Origin of the sequence: Luteimonas endophytica, assembly GCF_029887875.1 — a bacterium.
In the GTDB taxonomy this organism is placed as follows: Bacteria; Pseudomonadota; Gammaproteobacteria; order Xanthomonadales; family Xanthomonadaceae; genus Luteimonas; species Luteimonas endophytica.
Genome location: NZ_JARXRM010000025.1, coordinates 50,423 through 72,094, shown reverse-complemented (window position 1 = coordinate 72,094; position 21,672 = coordinate 50,423). Strand labels below are relative to the sequence as shown.

The following is a 21,672-nucleotide window of genomic DNA, read 5'->3' as shown; positions in this document are numbered from 1 at the left end:
TGGGCGGCGGGGTGAGCAGGAACGATGGATCCTGCACGATGGCGGGGGTGTCGCCGGCGGCGGCGGCTTCGGTCTGGGACACGGATGGACTCCTGCATGACGCACAGCCGCCTGCCCGCGCAGGCGGCACGGGAGCGAGGCACGACGGCGCGAACGTCGTCGCGGCCCCGCCCCCGCGGGCGAGCGGTCTCTTCGCAGGATGGGAAAGCGGCGTCGCAGGGCCCGCGACGGGCTCCCGGAGGAACGGCCGCGCGCGTCCGCTTCGCCAGCCATCTCCCCCCGGAGATTCCGCAGCCGGCACCGCGCGTCGTGCTTCGCGCGGCCGTCGGCAGGTCTTCGGACTCACGGGCACGAAGGCGCGAGCCTTCACCTGATCCGCCGCTTCCCGAGGTTAGGGCCTCAGTGCTGTGTGGCGGGGTCGTTCCCGATTACCGCTGCGGGGCAGTGCCGGACTGGCCGCCATCCAGGCTGGACGGGGCGTCACCGGCTTCCCTTTTCATCCGGCGGATAGCCGCCGCCGGAACCGACGGCCACAAGATAGTGGGGCCGGGATGCCACGTCAACGCGAAATATTGGGTCGCTGCGCTCGTCACGGCGGAGGTGGAACGGAGTGCCGCAGAGCGGTGGGCCCGGCCCTAGGGGAACTGCGACGCGGCCCCGCCGCCCGTGCCGCCGAGGGATGCCTCGTCGCTGTCGTCGGGGCGCCGCGGCGGCAGCGCCACCGGCACCGGCTCGCCCAGCCAGCGCCGGGTCGCGCGCTGGAAGAACAGGCTGTTGGGCACGCGCAGCAGGCTCTCGCCGCCCTCGTGCTTCTCCTCCAGGGTCACGAAGACCAGGTTCATGTCGACCACGCGGCCGCGAAAGCCCGCGCGCTCGCCGTTCTCGATCAGCTCGATGTGGTCGAGCAGCCGGAACGGCCGCAGGATCAGCAGCAGCAGCGCGCAGAACACGTTGGTGAGCACGCTCCAGGCGGCGAAGAAGGCGATCGCCGCGACCGCGGCGAAGCCGGTGAAGGCGGTCCACAGCACCCCGCCGGACACGCCGAACCGCTCCAGCACCAGCAGCAGCGCACCGAAGCCGACCAGGAACCCGACGATCCGCCGCGCCGCCACCGAGACTTCGAACGGCAAGTCGTAGCGCGCCGACAGGCGCCGCACCATCCGCACCAGCAACCAGCGCAGCACCCAGGCGGCGAGCAGGATCGCGACCACCTGCATCGCGAGGGCGATCTCGCCGAGCCAGGCGTGCAGCCACGGCGGCAGTTGCGCCTGGAAGCGGGAAGGGTTCATGCAGGAGGCAGCGCCCGGCGGTGAGCCGGGAGTCTAGCGCGCCGGCCGCGGCCAGTCCGGCTCCGCGGCCCCGCCCGGCGCCGGCGGCAGCACCATCCGCTGCATCAGGTGGCGGAGGGTCTCGGCCGGATCGCCGGTGCACTGGCCGGTATGCACCGGCGACATCTGGATCACCGCGCTGCGCGTGGCGGTCAGCGCGTGGAAGCGCGCGCGCGGCGCCAGCCGGCCGATCGGGCCGCTGCCCGGGCCGCCGCGGCAGACCGCCACGATCGCGTCGAGGTGGCGGCGCAGGGCGTCGACGTCGAGGCCCGGGTCGAGCGCGCGCAACCGCTGCGGGTCGACCGCGATCTCGGCGCCGAGATAGCCGAGCCCGGGGCACGACAGCAGCACGCCGACGTTGACGAATTCCTCGCGCTCGACCCGCGGCACCGCGCGGACCACCGCGTAGTCATACAGATGCGCGTGCACGCAGGGCCTCCTCGAGGAAGACATGGCGGGCCTGCAGGCGCCGGCAGAGGTGGTCGGCGTAGTCCTCGCGGCGCGACCGCGCCGCTGCCGCATCCGCGGCCGGGTCCAGCCAGGCGTCCGGCACCAGCGCCAGCACCCGCCGGATCGCGGCCTCGTCCAGCGCCGTCGCCAGGCGCGCGTCCGCCGCCTCCAGCGCGTCCGCGAACGGCAGCAGCACGTGCTCGGCCACCAGCCGGAACGGGCTGAGCGCGGCCTTGGCGGCGTTTTCCCAGTCGTGGTGGAAGTACAGCGCGGCGCCATGGTCGATCAGCGTCAGCTGGCGGTGCCACATCATCAGGTTCGGGTTGCGCGCGGTGCGGTCGACGTTGCTGGTGTAGGCATCGAACCACACGATCGCCGAGGCCAGGTCGGCGTCGGGGCGGTCGGCCACCGGGTCGAAGGCGATTGCGCCGGGCAGGTAGTCCAGGCCCACGTTGAGGCCGGCGCTGGCGCGGATCAGCGCCTGGATCTCGGGGTCGCCCTCGGTCCGCGCCAGCTCCGGGTCCAGCGTCATCTTCACGATCTCGGGCACCGGCAGCCCGAGCGCCCGCGCCAGTTCGCCGGCGACCAATTCCGCCACCAGCGCCTTCGGCCCCTGGCCGGCGCCGCGGAACTTGAGCACGTACATGCCCAGGTCGTCGGCCTCCACCACCGCCGGCAGCGAGCCGCCTTCGCGCAGCGGGGTGACGTAGCGGGTGGTGCGGACCGTTCTCAGCGCCGGGCTCCGGGAGACAGGCGCAGATGGTACCTGCCGCCGCTTCGCGGGCCTATCGCGCCGCCGTGCCGCGGCGCTGCGCGCGCGCGGCTTCGCCCGGGCCGTAGCCGGGCGGCCCGAACAGCGTGAGCAGGACCTCGCGCGCGCCGCGCGCAGGTCGCGGAACAGGCCCGCCCAGGCGTGGAAGGCGATCCGGAACGGGTTGCGGCTGCGCACCGGCCGCACCAGCCCGTAGCGCAGCGGAACGCCGTCGCGCGCCTCGCGGAACGTGCCGACCAGGCGGTCGAACACGATCGCCGCGCCGCCGTAGTTGCGGTCCAGGACGCTCAACGACCGCGCTGGGCACGCATCTGCTGGGCCGCGGCGCGCAGTTCGTCGCGCGAGAGCTGGCCGTCCGAGTCGGTGTCGAGCGCATCGAAGCGCTCGGCCACGCGCGGCATCCCGGCGCTGGCCTCGTCGCGGCTGATGCGTCCGTCGCGGTTGGTGTCGGCGGTGGTGAAACGCTCCTGCATCGCCTGGGCGAATCGCTCGGCACGCGAGTTGTTCTGGGCACAGGCGCTGGTGGATAGCGCCGCGAGGGTGGCGGCCAGCAGCAGGCGGGAGGTCGGGTTGCGCATCGGGCGGTTCTCCAGGCGGGTGAAGGAAGTGGCCGTCCATGGCCGGGGGGGAGGACCCACGCTAGCGCCGACGCCGCGCGCGAGGATGTCGGCTCTGTCGCCGGATGTGTCGGGCGCCGGCGCCGGACACATTTGGTCGCAAAACGCGCCGCCCGCGGGGTTTGCCCGCCACCGCGGCGGCCGCGATAGTGCCGCCATGGACGAACCCGCCACCCGCATCCTCCTGGTCGACGACGACGCGCGCCTGCGCGAGCTGCTGGCGCGCTACCTGGAGGGGCAGGGGTTCGCGGTGAAGGGCGTCGGCGACGCGGCGCAGCTGTCGCACGCGCTCGAACGCGGCCACTTCGACCTGATCGTGCTCGACCTGATGCTGCCCGGCGACAGCGGCCTGGACATCTGCCGGCGCCTGCGCGGCCAGGGCGACGCGATCCCGATCGTGATGCTGACCGCGCGCGGCGACGACATCGACCGCATCGTCGGCCTCGAGCTGGGCGCCGACGACTACCTGCCCAAGCCGGTCAACCCGCGCGAGCTGCTGGCGCGGATCCGTGCGGTGCTGCGCCGTGCCGGCGCCGCCCGGCCGGGCGCGCCGCTGGCCGACGGTGGCGAGGTCGCGTTCGGGCCGTTCCGGCTCGACCTCGGCCGGCGCCTGCTCACCCGCGGCGGCGCGCCGCTGCGCCTGACCTCGGGGGAGTTCGCGGTGCTGGCGGTGCTGCTGCGCCATCCGCGCCAGCCGCTGTCGCGCGACCGGCTGATGAGCCTGGCCAGGGGGCGCGGCCACGACGCCTACGAGCGCAGCATCGACGTGGCGATCGCGCGCCTGCGCCGGGTGCTGGAGGACGATCCGCGCGATCCCCGGCTCATCCAGACCGTGTGGGGCGTGGGCTATGTCTACGTGCCGCCGGAGGACTCCGCATGAGCCGGTGGCGGCTGCCGCCGCGCGGGGTGTTCGGCCAGCTGGTGCTGGTGATCGCGCTGGTGCTGCTGGGGGCGGCGCTGCTGGCCGCGGTGCTGGGCCGCGAGCTGGCCGTCGGCCCGGCCAGCGGCCAGCTGCTGCGGGCGATGCAGGCGTTCGCCGCGGTCGCGGAACGGCTGGAGCGCAGCGGCTCGCGGGAAACGCTGGTGACCGCGCTGCGCGAGGCGGGACTGCAGGTGCGCCGCGAGCCGCCGGCCCCGCCCGCCGGGCGGGTGGCGCCGCTGATGCGCGCGCTGCAGGCGCGCGCGGCGGCGCAGACCGGCCCGTCCGCGCCGGCCCGCGAGATCCGCATCGGCCGCGGCAGCGCCGGGGACGGCAACGTGGCCTGGCTGCGGCTCGGCACCAGCGAGCCGCTCTGGGTCTCGTTCACCGACGAGCGCCGCGGCGAGCACGCGCGGCGGTTCTCGGTGGCGCTGCTGCTCGGCTGCGCGCTGCTGGTGTGGGTCGCAGCGGCCTGGTGCGCGCGGCGGCTGGTGCAGCCGCTGCGGCGGCTCGCGCGCCAGGCGCCGGCGGTGGTCCGCGGCGAAGGCAGCGAAGCGCTCGGCGGCCGCGCCCCGCGCGAGGTCGACGAACTGGCGCGGGCGATGGTCGATGCGGGCACGGCGATGCGCGCCGCGAGCGACGAGCGCAACGTGATGCTGGCCGGCATTTCCCACGACCTGCGCACCCCGCTGACCCGCGTGCAGTTCGCGCTGGAGCTGCTGCCGGAGGTGGATCCGGAACTGCGGGCCGGCATCGACCGCGACATCGCCGAGATCGACGCGATCCTGTCGCAGTTCATCGCCTACGCCCGCGACGGCCGCGACGAGGCGGTGGAGCCCGTGGACCTGGCCGAGATCTGCCGCAACGTGGTCGGCGCTTCGGACGTCGCCTGGGAACTGCAGGTTCCGGACCGGGCGCTGGCACGCGGCCGGCCGATGGCGCTGCTGCGTGCGGTCGAGAACCTGGTGGTCAACGCCCAGCGCCATGGCGCGCCGCCGTACTCGCTGGCGCTGGCGCGCGAGCAGGACCACTGGCGCATCGAAATCGGCGACCACGGCCCGGGGCTCGGGCGCCACGAGGCGCGGCGGCTGCTGCAGCCGTTCGCGCACGGCGCCGGCGGCGGTTCCGGGCTCGGCCTGGCGATCGCCGAACGGGTCGCGCGCCAGCACCACGGCGAGCTGCGCCTGCTCCCCAACCCACCACGCGGGCTGCGGGCGGTGCTCGTGGTCCGCGGCCACTGACCCGCGCCGGGAGGCTTCGATGCCGCACCATCCCCTCACGACCCTGCTGCTCGCGTTCGCGCTGCTGGCGCCGGCCGCCGCCGACGACGCCCACGGGCCGCTGGCGCGCTGGCGCGCGCTCCGCGACGCCCCGCACCGGACCGATGCCGGCGAGCTTCCGGCCGGCACCCGGGTGCTGCGCGACATCGCCTATGGCGAGCACCCGCGCCAGCGCTTCGACGTCTACCTGCCGGCGCGCGCCGCGCGCGCGCCGGTGCTGCTGCTGGTGCACGGCGGCGGCTGGGCGCACGGCGACAAGGACCATCCCGGGCTGATCCCGGACAAGGCGCGGCACTGGCTGGCGCGCGGCTGGGTGCTGGTGTCGACCAACTACCGGCTGCTGCCCGAGGCCGCGCCGCTGCAGCAGGCCGGCGACGTCGCCCGTGCGCTCGCGCGGGTGCAGGCCGCGGCACCGGACTGGGGCGCCGATCCGGACCGCGTGGTCCTGATGGGGCACTCCGCCGGCGCCCACCTGGCGGCCCTGCTCGGCGCCGATCCGGCGCGGCTGCGGGACGCCGGCGCCGCCCCGCCGCGCGGCGTGGTGGCGCTGGACAGCGCGGCGATGGACGTGCCGCAGATGATGGCGCTGCCGCGCCGCCCGCGCCTGTACGACCGCGCCTTCGGCGAAGCGCGCAGCGACTGGGTCGCCGCCTCGCCCTGGCATGCGCTGGCGCGCGACGCGCTGCCGATGCTGGCGGTCTGCGCGCAGCGGCGGCCCGACGCGTGCCCGCAGGCGCACGCGCTGGCGGAGAAGGCGGCCACGCTGGGCGCGCGCGTGGAGGTGCTGCCGCAGCCGCTGTCGCACATGGCCATCAACCGCGAGCTCGGCCAGCCCGGGGCCTACACCGAAGCGGTCGACGCCTTCCTGCGCGGGCTGGTGGCGACCCCCGGTCCGTAGGCCGCCCACGGTCGCGACGCCCGCAGGCGGCTCCGGCCGGAGTGGCGGCAGTTGCGGGCGTGTCCAGCCGCGCCGGCCTTCGCGTGCATGGCACGCTCCTACAGGAGAGGAAGGCCACGGCCGCGAGCCGCCGCCGGCGTGTCGGCAACCCGCTGCGCGAACGCGCGGTTGCGGCGAGAATCGGTGCCATGGATGCGACGCTGCGGACCCGCCTCGACGCGCTCGGCGATGGCCTGCACCGGCTGCGCCTGGACGACGGCCGCGCGGTGGTGGTCAAGCGCCGCCGCGGCGCGCCGGCCGGGTTCTTCGCCATGGAGGCGCACGGGCTCCGGCTGCTGGGCGGCGCGCGGGCGCTACGCGTGGCGGAGGTGGTCGCGGTGGCGGACGATGCGCTGGTGCTCGCCGATCTCGGCCGCGGCCGCCCGGATCGCGACGCCTGGGCGCGCGCCGGCGCCGCGCTGGCGCGGCAGCATGCCCGCACCGGCGAGCGGTTCGGCCTGGACCGCGACGGCTGGTGCGGCGATGGCGCCCAGCCGAACACGCCGATGGACGACGGCTGGCGCTTCTTCGCCGAATGCCGGCTGTTGCCGCAGGCCCGCCGCGCGCGCGAGGCCGGCCGCCTCGCGGCCGCCGACGTCGCGCGCATCGAACGCCTGTGTGCCGCGCTGCCGGCGCGGATCCCGGCGCAGCCACCTTCGCTGCTGCACGGCGACCTGTGGAGCGGCAACCTGCACCCCTGCGGCGACGGCGAGCTGGCGTTGATCGACGCCGGCGCGGCGCACTACGGCTGGGCCGAGGCCGAACTGGCGATGCTGACGCTGTTCGGCGAGCCGCCGGCGCCGTTCTTCGCCGCCTATCGCGAAGCCGCCGCCGCCGATGCGGGCTGGCGCGGGCGGGCGCCCGTCTACAACCTGTACCACCTGTTGAACCACCTCAACCTGTTCGGCAGCGGCTACCTGGAGGCGGTGCGCGCGGCGCTGCGCCATGGCGCCTGAGCGCTCAGCAGCGGTGTTCGCGCGCCAGGTACTCGGCGCTGCGCATCTCGATCAGGCGCGAGGCGGTGCGTTCGAAGGCGCCGGCCAGGCGTTCGCCCGTGTACAGCTCCGGCGGCGCGGCGGCGGCGGTGCAGACCAGGTTGACCTGGCGGTCGTAGAGCTCGTCGACCAGGGTGACCAAGCGCCGCGCCGCGTCGTCGCGGGTGGCGTCCAGTACCGGCACCGCGCCGAGCAGCACGGTGTGGAACTCGCGCGCGATCTCGATGTAGTCGCTGGCGCCGCGCGGGCCCTCGCAAAGCGCGTCGAAATCGAACCAGGCCATGCCCGGGCTGCGCGCACGTACGGGAATGCGGCGCCCCTCCACCTCGATCCCGGCGTCGCGATGGCCCTCGTCGCCGCCCAGCTCGCGCCAGCGCCGCCTCAGCCAGTCGTCGGCGCCCTCGTCGAGCGGCGTGCGGTAGACCGGCGAACGGGTCAGCGCGCGCAGCCGGTAATCGGTGTCGCTGTCCATGCGCAGCACCGCGCAATGTCGTTCGATGAGAGCGATGGCGGGCAGGAACCGCACCCGCTGCAGGCCTTCGCGATAGAGCTCCGACGGTGGCGTGTTCGAGCTGGTGACCAGCACCATCCGCTCGGCGAACATCCGCTCGAGCAGTCGCGCCAGCAGCATCGCGTCGCCGATGTCGCTGACGAAGAACTCGTCGAGCACCAGCACCCGCAGCCCGGCGTCGCGCCAGCCGTGCACGATCGCCGAAAGCGGGTCGCGCTCGCCGCTGTGGGCGCGCAGCGCGGCATGCACCTCGCGCATGAAGCGATGGAAATGGGTGCGGCGCTTGCCGTCCCCGTCGCCGCCGCCGCTCTCCAGGACTTCGGGCTTGAGATCGCGCAGCGGCAGGCCGCGGAAGAACAGGTCGATCAGGAAGGTCTTGCCGCGGCCCACGCCGCCCCAGAGGTAGAGCCCCGGCACGGGGTCGCGGCCGCCGCCGAACAGCCGGCCCAGCAGTCCGCCGCGGCCCGCGGCCCGGTCCAGCGCCCGGTGGATGCGGTCGAGCTCGCGCAGCACCGCGCGCTGGGCCGCGTCGTCCTGCCAGTCGCCGCGGGCGACGCCGGCGGCGTAGACCTCCGAGGGCGCTGGCGCCGCCCCTGCGTCAGCCATCCGCGCCGGGCAGGTACTGGCGCACGCCGTTCTTGATCGCGCCGCGCAGGTCCATCAGCTTGCGGTGGAAGAAGTGGCTGGTGTCGGGCATCCGCACCAGCTCGGCCTCGGCCTTGCTGGTGTCCAGCCAGTCGTAGACCGCCTGCGGATCGACGATCTCGTCGGCCTCGCCCTGGATCACCAGCCAGGGACAGGCCGGCAGCTCGATCGCGTCGAAATCCCAGCGCCCGGCCGGCGGTGCGATCGAGATCAGCATGCCCGGCTTCAGCCCGGCGGCGGCGCGCAGGCTGACGTAGGCGCCGAAGCTGAAGCCGGCCAGCCACAGCGCATCGTCGGGGCGGCAGGCGCGCACCCAGGCGGCGACCGCGCGCAGATCGTCCAGCTCGCCCTCGCCGTCGTCGAACTCGCCTTCCGACTGGCCGGTGCCGCGGAAGTTGAAGCGCACCGTGGTGGCGCCGAGCTCGCGCAGCGCGCGGCCGGCCATGGTCACCACCTTGTTGTGCATGGTGCCGCCCTCGGTGGGCAAGGGATGGCAGAGGATGGCCACCACCGGCCGCGCGGCGACGTCCTCGTCGGGCAGGTCCACCGCCAGCTCCAGCGCGCCGGCCGGGCCGGGCAGGGTGAGGGCGGCGGACTGCTGCGGGAAGCGTGGGGTCTGCATGCCCGCGATGATAGGGGGTGATGGGTTCACGGTGTGCGCAGGCGCAGCCCGAGCAGGACCGGATCGTGATCGGAACTGCGCCAGGGGCCCTGCCGTTCCGCGCCGTTGCCCGCGCGATAGCCGACGTTCTGCGGTTCATCCGCATTGACGTGCCAGATCGCCGCGCCCGCCAGGCGCGCCGCCAGGGCCGGGCTCAGCAGCGCATGGTCGAGCCGCCCGGCCTGGCCCTCGTGGACGTAGGTGTACGCCTCGCCGGCATCGCCGAGCGCATCCTGCCAGCCGGCCCGGAGCAGGGTGCGGATCGGATCCTCCTGGGTGTAGGCGTTGAGATCGCCGAGGATCGCCAGCAGATCGGATCCGGACCCGGTCGGGTCCTGTTCCAGCCAGCGCCCCAGGCGCCGCGCCGAATCGGTGCGTGCGGCGTTCCAGCAGCCCTGGCCGTCGCCCTGGTCGCGTTCCGCGCCCCGCGCTTCGCCGCAGCCCTTGGACTTGAAGTGGTTGGCGACCACCACGAACGCCGCGCCGGCGTCGCTGCCTTCGGCGACCGGCACGTAGGCCTGCGCCAGCGGGCTGCGGCTGAGTTCGCCGAACGGTCCGCCGGCAAGCGTGGCCGGAGCGCCGAGGGCGCGCACCCGGTCGGCACGGTGCAGCAGCCCGACCCGGATCGCGTCCTCGCCCGGTCCCTGGCCGGGGTCGGCGAAGCGCCACTCGGCGCCGCCGCGGCCCAGCGCCGCGGCCAGCTGGGCGATGCTCGAGGTCGGCGCGTAGCCGTCGTTCTCCAGCTCGGCCACCGCCAGCACGTCGGGGTCGAGCGCCGCCACGGTCGCCGCCAGCCGCTCCAGCTGCGCCGCCAGCTCCCGCGGCGAGCGTGCGCCGCGTTCGGTCGGGAAGCCGCCGCCGCGGCCGTCGCCGTTGAACAGGTTCTCGAGGTTGAGGGTGGCGATGCGGACGTCGCCGCCGACCCTGGGCGGCTCCGGCCGCGGCGCCGCCCGCAGCTGCAGCGGCGCGGTGAGCTGCAGCCGCCGGCGGCCCCAGCGCGCGTCGACGATGCCCTCCGCGCCCTCGACCGTGCTGCCGGCGCGCGGCGCCTGCGCATCGCCTGGCAGATACCAGACGCCCGGCGGATCCTCGTCGCCGCGGCCGTCGTCGAGCAGCAGGGTGCGGTGGAGGTTGTCGGCGGCGACGGCGGCGGCCGCGGCGCCGGGCGGCGCGGCCTCGGTCGGCGCCGGCAGCCGGCCGCCGAACGCGGTCAGCAGCACCCCGCGGCGGGCGAGGTCGCGATGGCCGCTGACGGTGAGCGGCGCGGACACCCGGACCCGCATGCCCTCGTAGCGCTCCCAGTCCTCCGGCACCGCCTCCAGCACGGCGGCGGCGGTCTCGGCGCGCCCCAGCGGCTCCAGCGCCAGCGGCCGCAGCGCGGTGAGCGTGCCCTCGCCCTCGCCGAGCTCGAAGACCCGGCCGCGGACCCGGACCCGGTCGCCGCCGCGCACCGCGAACGCGTTCTCGGCGGAGACGAACAGCCCGTCCGAGGTGGCCGGGTCGCCGTCGCCGCCGTCCTGCAGGAACCAGCCGCCGAGCTGGCGGCTGAAATCGGCGGTCACCACGCCCTCGACCAGCACCTCCCGGCCCTCCAGCGGGCTGCGTGCGGCGTCGCCCTGCACCGCCCCGATCGCGGTGGGCACGGCCGCGGGCTCGGGCGTGCCGCAGGCGGCCAGCAGCGCGGTCAGCACGGCGGGCAGGGCGGTCTTCGGCTTGGGCAAGGGCGGCATCACGGTCTCCGGCGGGCGGGCGCGCAAACGAAGACGCCGCCCGGAGGCGGCGTCGCGAGGCAGGCCCGACAGAGCTTACTGCAGGTTGTCGAGCATCCAGTCGACCGCGGCGATCACCTGTTCGTCGCTGAGCGCGGGGTTGCCGCCGCGCGGCGGCATCACCCCGGCCGCGCCGGTGAAGCCCTCGATGGCGTGGCGATGCAGCACGTCCTCGCCCTGGGCGATCCGCGCGCTCCACTGCGCCTGCGCCAGGGTGGGCGCGCCGCCGGCGCCGCTGGTATGGCAGCCGGCGCACAGGTTGTCGTAGATCACCGCGCCGTCCAGGGTGCCGCCGTAGGCGACCTGCGACGCCGCGGCGGCCTCGGCCGCCTTCGCGGCGGCGGCGGCGGCGGCGGCGCCGGTGGAGCCGGCATAGACGTCGCCGACCGGGGCGATGCGGTCGAGCTGGCGCTGCACCGCGGCCTCGGGCACGTCGGCCGGAATCGACCGGTGCAGCCAGGCGGCCGTGCCGATCAGTCCCGCGGTGACCAGCATCAGGAACAGGATCACCAGCGAGAACTTCTTCAGGAAATCGAGATCGTAGTTGCGCACGTGGATACCTTTGGCGCGTGGCCACCGGGCCACAGCTAAACGGCGGAGTATATCGGGTTGATCCGGCCCGGTTCAGGCGTGCCGGTGCCCGGCCCGCCGCCCCGTCCGTCGGGCGGGGCGCGCCCGCGGAACAACCTCCGCGCCCGCCGTCCCGCGTCCGCCTAGCCGGCGTGGACCGGGGCGTAGTCTAGCGCATCGGCCGCCGCGGCCGGGCGCCGGAAGCGCGCCAGGCGGGCGTTTTTTGCACTGCAGCAAGGGCTTCCCGGCATCCGCGGTTACCCTTTTCGGGTTCCTCCGGTCCGGGTCCCCATGCGATTCCTCTTCCCCCCGATGTCGCGGCGCGGGTTTGCCATCGCCGATTTTGTTAGCGCTACCTTCGTGGTTGGGGGCGGCCGGTGAGCCTCGTCGTCGGTCTGGACGTCGGCACCCAGGGGGTCAAGCTGCTCGCCTACGACCCGCAGCAGCGCCGCATCGTCGCCGCGCACGGCCAGCCGCTGGAGCTGCTGGCCGGCGACGACGGCAGCCGCGAACAGCATGCGTCCTGGTGGCTGGACGCGATCCGCGCCTGCTTCGCGCGGCTCGCGCCCGACCAGCGCGCGCGGGTGGCGGCGATCGGCGTCTCCGGCCAGCAGCACGGCTTCGTGCCGCTGGACGCGGCCGGCGAGGTGCTGGCGCCGGTGAAGCTGTGGTGCGACACCAGCAGCCAGCGCGAGTGCGGCCAGATCATGGACGCGGCCGGCGGCGCGGAGCGCTGCGTGGCGCTGGCCGGCAACCCGATCCTGGTCGGCTACACCGCCTCCAAGCTGCCGTGGACGCGGCGCCACCGCCCCGACGCCTACGCCAGGCTGGCGTCGATCCTGCTGCCCCACGACTACGTCGACTTCTGGCTCACCGGCGAGCAGTGGATGGAGTGCGGCGACGCCTCCGGCACCGGCTGGCTGGACGTGCGCAACCGGCGCTGGTCGCCGGAGTTGCTGGCCGCGACCGACCCCGAGCGCGACCTCGGCGAATGCCTGCCGCCGCTGGTGGCGGCCGACGCCAGCTTCGCCATCGCCCCGGCCATCGCCGCCGAGCTCGGCCTGCCGCGCGGCGTGCGGGTCTCGGCCGGCGGCGGCGACAACATGATGGCGGCGATCGGTACCGGCAACGTCGCGCCCGGCGTGCTCAGCATGAGCCTGGGCACCTCCGGCACGCTGTTCGCCCACGCCCGCGGGCCCGTGGTGGACGCCGCCGCCGGCTGGGCCGCCTTCTGCGACTCCACCGGCGGCTGGCTGCCGCTGGTGTGCACCATGAACTGCACCCTGGCGACCGAGCAGATCGCACGCCTGCTCGGCTTCGACGCGCGCGATGGCGATGCGGCGATGGCCGGCACCGCGCCGGGCGCCGGCGGCCTGGTGCTGCTGCCGTTCTTCAACGGCGAGCGGACCCCGGACATGCCCAATGCGCGCGCCGCGCTCGCCGGCATGGACCTGTCCAACCTGACCCGCGGCAACGCCTATCGCGCGGCCATGGAGGGCGCGACCTACAGCCTGCGCAACGGCTACGACGCGCTGCTGGGGGCCGGGCTGGATTTCGACGCGATCCGGGTGACCGGCGGCGGCGGCCGCAGCCCGGCGTGGCGGCAGATGGTGGCCGATGTTTTCGGTCTGCCGGTCGACGTGCCGGTGCAGGCGGAAGGCGCCGCCTTCGGCGCCGCACTGCAGGCGCTGTGGGCGCTCGAAGCCGGCGCCGGCGGTGCCGACATCGCCACGATCGCGCGCGAGCACGTGCAGGTCGATCCCGCCCTCGCGGCGCGGCCGGATCCGGCCGCGGTCGAGGCCTACCGCGCGCCGTACGCGAAGTTCCTGCGCCACCTGCAGGCCGCGCGCCGGCTCCACGACGCCGAACCGCAGGCCGGCACCGGCTAGCGCCCGGCCGCCCGGCCCCCTCCTTCCTCTCCCATCACCGGCATCCCCATGAGCACACCCTTCATCGGCAAGCACGAGTACTTCCCCGGCATCGGCCGCATTCCCTACGAGGGGCCCGGTTCGGACAACCCGCTGGCGTTCAAGCACTACGACGCCGCGCGCACCATCGGCACCCGCACCATGCGCGAGCACCTGCGCTTCGCGGTGTGCTACTGGCATACGTTCTGCAATGCCGGCCACGACCCGTTCGGCCCCGGCACCCGCGCCTTCGGCTGGGAGCGCGGCGACACGCCGCTGGCGCGCGCCGAGGCGCGGCTGGATGCGGCGTTCGAGTTCTTCACCAAGCTCGACGTGCCCTACTACTGCTTCCACGACGTCGACCTGGCGCCAGACGCCGACGACATCAACGAGTACCGCGACAACCTCGCGCACATGGTGGCGGCGGCCAAACAGCGCCAGCGGGATACCGGCGTCAAGCTGCTGTGGGGCACCGCCAACCTGTTTTCGCACCCGCGCTACATGAACGGCGCGGCCACCAACCCGGATTTCGCGGTGGTGGCGCGCGCCGCGGTGCAGGTGAAGGCGGCGCTCGACGCGACCGTCGAGCTGGGCGGCGAGAACTACGTGTTCTGGGGCGGACGGGAAGGCTATGCCAGCCTGCTCAACACCGACATGCGCCGCGAGCTGGACCACTTCGCGCGGTTCCTCGGCATGGCGCGCGACTACGGCCGCAGCATCGGCTTCACCGGCAACTTCCTGATCGAGCCCAAGCCGATGGAGCCGATGAAGCACCAGTACGACTTCGACAGCGCCACCGTGGCCGGCTTCCTGCAGCGTCACGGCCTGGCCGGCGACTTCAAGCTCAACATCGAGGCCAACCACGCCACCCTGTCCGGCCACACCTTCGAGCACGACCTGCAGGTGGCCTCCGACCACGGCCTGCTCGGCAGCATCGACGCCAACCGCGGCAACCCGCAGAACGGCTGGGACACCGACCAGTTCCCCACCGACCTGTACGACACCGTCGGCGCCATGCTGGTGGTGCTGCGGCAGGGCGGGCTGGCGCCGGGTGGGCTCAACTTCGACGCCAAGGCGCGGCGCGAGTCGACCGCGCCGGAGGACCTGTTCGAGGCCCATATCGGCGGCATGGACGCGTTCGCGCGCGGGCTGGAGGTGGCGCATGCGCTGCTCGCCGATTCGCCGCTCGAGCGCTGGCGCGCGGAGCGCTATTCCAGTTTCGACAGCGGGTCGGGCAAGGCCTTCGCCGAGGGCGGCCTCGACCTGGCGGCGCTCGCGGCCAAGGCCGGCGAGCTCGGCGAGCCGCAGCAGCGCAGCGGCCGCCAGGAGCGCTACGAGAACCTGCTCAACCAGTACCTGGTGCGCTGAGGCGCAACGGAGCGATGTTGTCTCGCGTCCATGGGACGCTCCTGCAGACGCCGGACCCGTCCGGCACTCCCCCTGCAGGGGCCCCCATGGCCGCGATCGCCGGCCCGAACCGGCTGCCAGCGGCCACCGGCTGCGCGGCCGTCAGCCCGCGGTGCCGTCCGGCGGCGAGACCGAGTCGCGCTCCACCAGCAGGTGCGCGACCACGTGGTCGACCACCACGCGGGTGTCGCGCTCCTTGTGGCGGATGCTGCGCATCAGGATGCCGATCGCCGAGTCGGCCATCGAGGCGATCGGCTGCCGCACCGTGGTGAGCTCGGGCCACACCGTGGTCGCCGCCGAGGTGTCGTCGAAGCCCACCACCGACAGGTCGCCCGGCACCTCCAGGTGGCGGCGGTGCGCCACCGAGACCGCCGCCGCGGCCATGTCGTCGTTGCTGGCGAAGATCGCGGTGGGCACGCGGCGCCGGCCGAGCAGCTTCTCGGCCGCCTCCAGCCCGGAGCGGTAGGTGAACAGCCCGTGCTGCACCAGCCCCGGATCCACCGCGATCCCGGCGTCCTGCAGCGCGGCCTGGTAGCCCTCGTAGCGGCGCGCGCTGGCGCTCTGGTTGGGGTTGCCCTCGATGTAGCCGATCCGGGTATGGCCGCGCGCGATCAGGTAGGCGGTGATCTCGCGGCTGGCGCGGAAGTCGTCGATGCGCACCCGCGAGATGTCGTCGCTGGCGCGGCCCGAGGCGATCGCCACCACCGGCACCTTGGCCGCGGTCAGCTCCGAGATCACCGCGTTGGATTCGCACAGCGGCGGCGGCAGGATCACCCCGGCCACGCTCTTGGCCAGGGCGCGCGCCGCCTTGCGCTCGGCGCGGGCGTCGAACCCGTCCCAGGAATCGACCACCAGCTGCGCGGCGCAGCGGGCGGTGCCGCGCAGCGCGCCGACCAGCAGCTCGCTCAGGTAGGCGGCGCTGGGGTTGGTGTAGATCAGCGCGATCCGGGTGCCCTGCGCGCCCGCGAGCGAGCGCGCCGCCAGGTTCGGGGTGTAGCCGAGCTCGCGGACCGCGCGCATCACCCGCTCGCGGGTGACGTCGCGGACGTTGCCCGAGCCGTTGACCACCCGCGAGACGGTCATCGGCGAGACCTTGGCGAGCGACGCCACCTCGTGGATCGTCGACGCCCGGCCCTTGCGGCGGACCGTCTTCGTAACGTTGCCCAAACGCGTTCCCTCCGGATCGGCGGCGGCGGCGATCACCCGCCGGTCCGCCTCCTGCAGCAGGGAAGATAGCACCGCGGGCGGTCGCGGACTGGACAGCGCCGGCCCTCCATGTTACCGATAACATTCAACTCGGGCCCCGCGACAACGCGCCGCAGAGCGCCGTCTCCGGGACCAGCACGGGAGGGAGAATGCGCAGAGCGTGTGGGTCGCGGATCGCGACATGGGCCGGTCGCCGGCCGGGGTGGCGCCGTGCCGGCGTGCTCGCGGCGGTGCTGGCGCTGGCGGCGGCCTGGGCCATCCCGGCGGTCGCCGAGGATGGGCATGCGCTGTGGCTGCGCTACCAGCCGCTGGCCGAGCCGGCCCGTGGTTCCGCGGCGCCGGTGACCGCCCTGGTCGCGGCCGCCGCCACCCCGATCCAGGCGGTCGCCCGCCAGGAACTGCTGCGCGGCCTGGGCGGACTGCTGGGCACCGCCCCGCCGCTGGCCGACGCGGTCGCCCGGCCCGGCGCGCTGGTGGTCGGCACCCCCGAGTCCGTGCCGGCGCTGGCGCGGCTGCGGCCGGCGCTGGAAGGCCTGGGCCGCGAGGGCTACCTGATCCGCAGCCTCGAGATCGACGGCCACCCCGCCACCGCGATCGTCGCCAACCAGGACATCGGCGCGCTCTACGGCGCGTTCCACTACCTGCGCCTGCTGCAGACCGGCGCGCCGGTCGACGCGCTGGACCTGCGCTCGGCGCCGAAGCTGCAGCTGCGCGTGCTCAACCACTGGGACAACCTCGACCGCCACGTCGAGCGCGGCTACGCCGGCCAGTCGATCTGGGACTGGCACCGCCTGCCCGGCTGGATCGAGCCCCGCTACACCGACTACGCCCGCGCCAACGCCTCGATCGGCATCAACGGCACCGTGCTCAACAACGTCAACGCCAACGCCCTGGTGCTGACCCCGATGTACCTGGAAAAGGTCGCCGCGCTGGCCGAGGTGTTCCGGCCCTGGGGCATCCGCGTGTACCTCAGCGCGCGCTTCAGCGCGCCGGTCGAGATCGGCGGGCTCGCCACCGCCGACCCGCTGGACCCGGCGGTGCGGCGCTGGTGGCGCGCCAAGGCCGACCAGATCTACGCCCGCATCCCCGATTTCGGCGGCTTCCTGGTCAAGGCCAATTCGGAAGGCCAGCCCGGCCCGCAGGACTACGGCCGCAGCCACGCCGACGGCGCCAACATGCTCGCCGAGGCGCTCGCGCCGCACGAGGGCGTGGTGATGTGGCGCGCCTTCGTCTATTCCGACGAGGAGCCGGACGACCGCGCCAAGCAGGCCTACACCGAGTTCGTGCCGCACGACGGCGAGTTCGCCGACAACGTGCTGGTGCAGGTGAAGAACGGCGCGATCGACTTCCAGCCGCGCGAGCCGTTCCACCCGCTGTTCGGGGCGATGCCCCAGACCCCGCTGATGATGGAGTTCCAGATCACCAAGGAGTACCTGGGCTTCGCCACCCACCTGGTGTACCTGGGGCCGATGTGGGAGGAGGTGCTGCGCGCCGACACCCACGCCGAGGGCGAGGGTTCGACCGTGGCGAAGGTGATCGACGGCTCGCTGCACGGCCAGCGGCCGACCGGCATCGCCGGGGTCGCCAACATCGGCAGCGACCGCAACTGGAGCGGCTCGCACTTCGACCAGGCCAACTGGTACGCCTACGGGCGCCTGGCCTGGGATCCGCACGCCTCCGCGCGCGAGATCGCCGCCGACTGGGTGCGGATGACCTTCTCGCGCGATCCCGCCGTGGTCGAACCGGTGGTCGACATGATGATGGCCTCGCACCAGGCGGTGGTGGACTACATGACCCCGCTGGGCCTGCACCACCTGATGGGCCGCGGCCACCACTACGGCCCCGGCCCCTGGGTCGAGGGTGGGCCGCGCGCCGACTGGACCTCGGTGTACTTCCACCGCGCCAGCCGCGACGGCATCGGCTTCGACCGCACCGCCACCGGCAGCGACGCGGTCTCGCAGTACGCGCCCCCGGTGGCGCGCCAGTTCGGCGACCTGGAGCGGGTGCCGGAGGATTTCCTGCTCTGGTTCCACCACGTGCCCTGGGACTACCGGACCCGCTCGGGCCGGCCGCTGTGGGACGAGCTGGTGCACCGCTACGACCGCGGCGTGGCCGCGGTGCGCGAGATGCGCGCGACCTGGGACGGCCTGGAAGGCAGGATCGACCCCGAGCGGCACGCGCAGGTGGCGGCGTTTCTCGCCATCCAGGAACAGGAGGCGCAGTGGTGGCGCGACGCCAGCATCGCCTACTTCCAGACCTTCGCGCAGCGCCCGCTGCCGGATGGCCACGCGCCGCCGCCGCAGCCGCTGGAGCACTACCAGGCGCTGGAGTTCCCGCACGCGCCGGGGGACGGGCGATGAGCGTCTTCGCGCCGCCCCGGCGGACCCGTCGCGCCGCCCCGCCGCTGCTGGCCGCGCTGGCGCTGGCGCTGTCCGCGGCCGCGGCCGCCAGCGCACAGCAGGCGTCCGCCGGATCCGACGCGCCGGCGCCGCTGCTGCACCCGATGTTCCAGGACCATGCGGTGCTGCAGCGCGGCCAGCCGCTGCGCGTGTACGGCACCGCGCAGCCCGGCGAGCCGGTGCAGCTGGAGTTCGCCGGGCGCCGCGCCAGTGCCCGCGCCGACGCCGACGGCCGCTGGGAAGCGCGGCTTCCGGCGCTGCCGGCCGGCGGCCCGCACGCGCTCACCGCGCGCGCCGGCGAGCGCGAGCAGCGCATCGAGGACGTGCTGGTCGGCGACGTGTGGCTGTGCGCCGGCCAGTCCAACATGGAGCTGCAGGTGTGGCGCGCGCTCGACGCCCGCGCCGAGCTCGCCGGCGCCGGCAACGACCGCATCCGCCTGCTCACCGTGCCCAAGGCCGGCGCGCCGCTGCCGCAGGACGGCTTCGCCGAACCGGTGCGCTGGCGGCCGGTCGGCGCCGACTCGGTGCGCGACTTCTCCGCCGCCTGCTATTTCTTCGCCCGCGAGCTGCAGCGGACCGTCGACGTGCCGATGGGCCTGGTGAGCGCCGCCTGGGGCGGCTCGCGGATCCAGGCCTGGACCAGCGCGCCGGCGCTGCGCGCCGCCGGCGGCCAGGACGGCGTGCTGGCGGCGCTGGCGCAGTACGCCGTCGATCCGGTCGCCGCCGCCGGGCGCTGGGGCGAACTGTGGGCCGAGTGGTGGGCGGCGCGCGAAGGCACCGCAGCCGGCGACGAACCCTGGCGAACCGACCCTGCGCCCGGCGGCGACTGGCGCCCGGCCCCGCCCGCGCTCGGCCCGTGGGAGCAGTGGGGCGTGCCGGAACTGGCCGACTACGACGGCATGGTCTGGTATCGCGCCAGTGCGCGCCTGAGCGCCGCGCAGGCGGCGCAGGACGCGGTGCTGGTGCTCGGCCCGGTCGACGAGACCGACATGACCTGGGTGAACGGCCGCGGCGTCGGCAGCGCCTACGACCCGGGCCGGGCGCGCGAATACCCGCTGCCGGCGGGCCTGCTGCAGGCGGGCGACAACTCGGTCGTGGTCAACGCCCTCGATACCTACCGGGCCGGCGGCCTCGGCGGCCCGGGGTCGGCGCAGTACCTGCGCCTGGCGGACGGCTCGCGCGTGCCGCTGCGGGACTGGCGCTACCGCGCCGCGCCCGGCAACGACTGGCCGCCGCCCGCGCCGTGGCAATCGGCGGCGGGCATGTCGACGCTCTACAACGGCATGATCGCGCCGCTCGGCCGCTACGGCCTGCGCGGCGCGCTCTGGTACCAGGGCGAGTCCAACACCTTCGAGGCGGATCGCTACGGCGACCAGCTGCGCACCCTGCGCGCCGACTGGCGCGACCGCTTCGGCGAGGGCCTGCCGCTGCTGGTGGTGCAGCTGGCCGGCTACGGCATGCCGAAGGCGCAGCCGGCCGAGAGCGACTGGGCCGAGCTGCGCGAGGCGCAGCGCCGGGTCGCCGCCGAGGACGCGGGCACCGGCCTGGCGGTGACCATCGACATCGGCGACCGCTACGACCTGCATCCGCCGAACAAGCAGGAGCTCGGCCGGCGCCTGGCGCGCGCCGCGCGCCACGTGGTCTACGGCGAGCGGCTGGCGCCGAGTGGGCCGGTCCCCTCGGCGGTGCGGCGCCAGGGCGACACGGTGGTGGTGTCCTTCGCCGGCGTCGACGGCGAGCTGCTCGCCTACGGCGCTCCGGGCCCGGTCGGCTTCGAGCTGTGCGGACCGCAACCGGAGCGCTGCCGCTGGGCCCAGGCCGACATCCGCGGCGGCGACGTGGTGCTGCGCGACGCGCCCGCCGCCGCGACGCGGGTGCGCTACGGCTGGGCCGACAGCCCCCTGGTCAACCTGTTCGACGGCGCCGGCCTGCCGGCGGGGCCGTTCGAGGCGCGGATCGAAGAATAGAACCACAGCGGAGCCGACATGCAGATCCTCGACATCGCGCAAGGGCGCCGGCCATGACCGGCACGCGTTCGTCCGCGCCGTCATCTCCATCGGCAGGCGAGCCGCAGGGCTCCGCGCGCGAGCGCGAGATCGTCGAGGCCCGGGTGGTCGTGACCAGCCCCGGGCGCAACTTCGTGACCCTGAAGCTCGTCACCCGTTCGGGCGTGTACGGCCTCGGCGACGCCACCCTCAACGGCCGCGAGCTGGCGGTGGCCAGCTACCTGCAGGACCACGTGGTGCCGAACCTGATCGGCCGCGACGCCGGCCGCATCGAGGACACCTGGCAGTTCCTGCATCGCGGCGCGTACTGGCGGCGCGGCCCGGTGACGATGACCGCGATCGCCGCGGTCGACGTGGCGCTGTGGGACATCCTCGGCAAGATGGCCGGGCTGCCGCTCTACCGATTGCTCGGCGGCCGCTCGCGCGAGGGCGCGCTGGTCTACGGCCACGCCAACGGCCGCGACATCGGCGAGGCCAGCGACGCGGTCGGCGGTTTCCTCGAGCAGGGCTTCCTGGCGGTGCGCGCGCAGTGCGGCGTGCCCGGGGTCAAGAAGGCCTACGGCATCTCCAGCGGCAAGGCCTACGAGCCGGCCGAGAGCGAGCTGCCGGCCGAGACCGTGTGGAACACGCCGCGGTACCTGGAGACCGCGCCGAAGCTGTTCGAGCGCCTGCGCGCCGACCACGGCAGCCAGGTCGAGCTGCTGCACGACGTGCACCACCGGCTCAGCCCGATCGAGGCCGCGCGGCTGGCGCGCGACCTCGAGCCGTACCGGCTGTTCTGGCTGGAGGACGCCACCCCGGCCGAGAACCAGCAGGCGTTCGAGCTGATCCGCCAACACTCGGTCACCGCGCTGGCGGTGGGCGAGGTGTTCAACTCGATCTGGGACTGCAAGCACCTGATCGAGCGCCAGCTGATCGACTACATCCGCACCACCATCGTGCATGGCGGCGGCATCAGCCACGTCCGCCGGCTGGCCGACTTCGCAGCGCTGTACCAGGTCCGTACCGGCTTCCATGGCGCCACCGATCTCTCTCCGGTGACCATGGGTGCGGCGCTGCATTTCGACACCTGGGTGCCGAACTTCGGGATCCAGGAATACATGTTCCACAGCGAAGAGACCGACGCGGTGTTCCCGCACGACTACGCGCTGCGCGAGGGCCGCCTGCACGTCGGCGACACCCCCGGCCACGGCGTCGACCTCGACGAGGCGCTGGCGGCGAAGTACCCGTACGCGCCGAAGCAGCTGCCGGTGGCGCGGCTGGAAGACGGCTCGATGTGGGACTGGTGATCGC

The 21,672-nt window shown here is 74.5% G+C and carries 18 protein-coding genes and 1 riboswitch; of the genes, 9 read left to right on the top strand and 9 right to left on the bottom strand.

Annotated features, from left to right (window positions below):
• Positions 1–310: 310 nt before the first annotated feature.
• Positions 311–543: riboswitch (cobalamin riboswitch) on the bottom strand.
• A 92-nt stretch (positions 544–635) separates the two neighbouring features.
• The 4 genes from QFW77_RS06040 to QFW77_RS06025 form a co-directional block, all read right to left on the bottom strand.
• Positions 636–1,289 carry a mechanosensitive ion channel domain-containing protein gene (locus tag QFW77_RS06040; RefSeq protein ID WP_280573482.1) on the bottom strand — a complete coding sequence of 218 codons (654 nt, stop codon included), beginning with the start codon at positions 1,287–1,289 and terminating at the stop codon, positions 636–638.
• Positions 1,290–1,322: 33 nt separating this feature from the next.
• Positions 1,323–1,757, bottom strand: a complete 435-nt coding sequence (locus tag QFW77_RS06035) for a DUF3037 domain-containing protein (RefSeq protein ID WP_280573481.1) — start codon at positions 1,755–1,757, stop codon at positions 1,323–1,325.
• On the bottom strand, positions 1,738–2,511 hold the full coding sequence (locus QFW77_RS06030) for a HipA family kinase (protein WP_331487880.1): 774 nt from the start codon (positions 2,509–2,511) through the stop codon (positions 1,738–1,740). Before QFW77_RS06030 ends, QFW77_RS06035 begins: the two co-directional genes overlap by 20 nt.
• Before the next feature lie 326 nt (positions 2,512–2,837).
• Entirely contained in the window at positions 2,838–3,128 is a 291-nt protein-coding gene (locus QFW77_RS06025; RefSeq protein WP_280573479.1) for a hypothetical protein, read from the bottom strand.
• Positions 3,129–3,324: 196 nt separating this feature from the next.
• Here QFW77_RS06025 and ompR point away from each other — a divergent pair, with 196 nt between their 5' ends.
• The 4 genes from ompR to QFW77_RS06005 all read left to right on the top strand — a co-directional run bounded on the left by ompR (position 3,325) and on the right by QFW77_RS06005 (position 7,259).
• Positions 3,325–4,047: an osmolarity response regulator transcription factor OmpR gene (ompR, locus tag QFW77_RS06020; protein ID WP_280573478.1), complete on the top strand. Its 723-nt coding sequence runs from the start codon at positions 3,325–3,327 to the stop codon at positions 4,045–4,047.
• On the top strand, positions 4,044–5,327 hold the full coding sequence (locus QFW77_RS06015) for an ATP-binding protein (protein ID WP_280573477.1): 1,284 nt from the start codon (positions 4,044–4,046) through the stop codon (positions 5,325–5,327). The genes ompR and QFW77_RS06015 overlap by 4 nt, the downstream gene beginning before the upstream one ends.
• 19 nt (positions 5,328–5,346) lie before the next feature.
• The gene (locus QFW77_RS06010; protein WP_280573475.1) at positions 5,347–6,264 is read left to right on the top strand and encodes an alpha/beta hydrolase; all 918 of its coding nucleotides are present in this window, start codon (positions 5,347–5,349) and stop codon (positions 6,262–6,264) included.
• A 188-nt stretch (positions 6,265–6,452) separates the two neighbouring features.
• Positions 6,453–7,259, top strand: coding sequence for a fructosamine kinase family protein (locus QFW77_RS06005; protein WP_280573473.1), 807 nt, complete (start codon positions 6,453–6,455; stop codon positions 7,257–7,259).
• Positions 7,260–7,263: 4 nt separating this feature from the next.
• Here the strand turns inward: QFW77_RS06005 and zapE are convergent, their stop codons facing one another.
• The 4 genes from zapE to QFW77_RS05985 all read right to left on the bottom strand — a co-directional run bounded on the left by zapE (position 7,264) and on the right by QFW77_RS05985 (position 11,436).
• Entirely contained in the window at positions 7,264–8,415 is a 1,152-nt protein-coding gene (gene zapE, locus QFW77_RS06000) for a cell division protein ZapE (RefSeq protein WP_280573472.1), read from the bottom strand.
• Positions 8,408–9,076: an alpha/beta hydrolase gene (locus QFW77_RS05995; protein ID WP_280573471.1), complete on the bottom strand. Its 669-nt coding sequence runs from the start codon at positions 9,074–9,076 to the stop codon at positions 8,408–8,410. The genes zapE and QFW77_RS05995 overlap by 8 nt, the downstream gene beginning before the upstream one ends.
• 26 nt (positions 9,077–9,102) lie before the next feature.
• A complete protein-coding gene (locus tag QFW77_RS05990) occupies positions 9,103–10,845 on the bottom strand; it encodes an ExeM/NucH family extracellular endonuclease (protein ID WP_280573469.1) in 1,743 nt (580 codons plus the stop codon).
• 75 nt (positions 10,846–10,920) lie between these two features.
• A complete protein-coding gene (locus QFW77_RS05985) occupies positions 10,921–11,436 on the bottom strand; it encodes a c-type cytochrome (protein ID WP_280573468.1) in 516 nt (171 codons plus the stop codon).
• Between the two features lie 395 nt (positions 11,437–11,831).
• On the opposite strand from QFW77_RS05985, the gene xylB reads away from it, so the two are divergent.
• Positions 11,832–13,343 (top strand): xylulokinase, encoded by a 1,512-nt coding sequence (xylB, locus tag QFW77_RS05980; protein WP_280573467.1) that lies wholly within the window; start codon positions 11,832–11,834, stop codon positions 13,341–13,343.
• A gap of 48 nt (positions 13,344–13,391) precedes the next feature.
• Positions 13,392–14,729 (top strand): xylose isomerase, encoded by a 1,338-nt coding sequence (gene xylA / locus QFW77_RS05975; protein ID WP_280573466.1) that lies wholly within the window; start codon positions 13,392–13,394, stop codon positions 14,727–14,729.
• Between the two features lie 141 nt (positions 14,730–14,870).
• Here xylA and QFW77_RS05970 read toward each other — a convergent pair whose 3' ends face one another.
• Entirely contained in the window at positions 14,871–16,007 is a 1,137-nt protein-coding gene (locus QFW77_RS05970; RefSeq protein ID WP_331487871.1) for a LacI family DNA-binding transcriptional regulator, read from the bottom strand.
• A gap of 116 nt (positions 16,008–16,123) precedes the next feature.
• On the opposite strand from QFW77_RS05970, the gene QFW77_RS05965 reads away from it, so the two are divergent.
• From QFW77_RS05965 to manD, 3 genes are read left to right on the top strand one after another with little or no spacing between them, the layout of a single operon-like run.
• Complete coding sequence (locus tag QFW77_RS05965; RefSeq protein WP_280573464.1) at positions 16,124–18,334, top strand: alpha-glucuronidase family glycosyl hydrolase; 2,211 nt, start codon at positions 16,124–16,126, stop codon at positions 18,332–18,334.
• Positions 18,331–20,340 carry a sialate O-acetylesterase gene (locus tag QFW77_RS05960; protein ID WP_280573463.1) on the top strand — a complete coding sequence of 670 codons (2,010 nt, stop codon included), beginning with the start codon at positions 18,331–18,333 and terminating at the stop codon, positions 20,338–20,340. The genes QFW77_RS05965 and QFW77_RS05960 overlap by 4 nt, the downstream gene beginning before the upstream one ends.
• Before the next feature lie 53 nt (positions 20,341–20,393).
• A complete protein-coding gene (gene manD / locus QFW77_RS05955) occupies positions 20,394–21,668 on the top strand; it encodes a D-mannonate dehydratase ManD (RefSeq protein ID WP_280573461.1) in 1,275 nt (424 codons plus the stop codon).
• Positions 21,669–21,672: the final 4 nt, after the last annotated feature.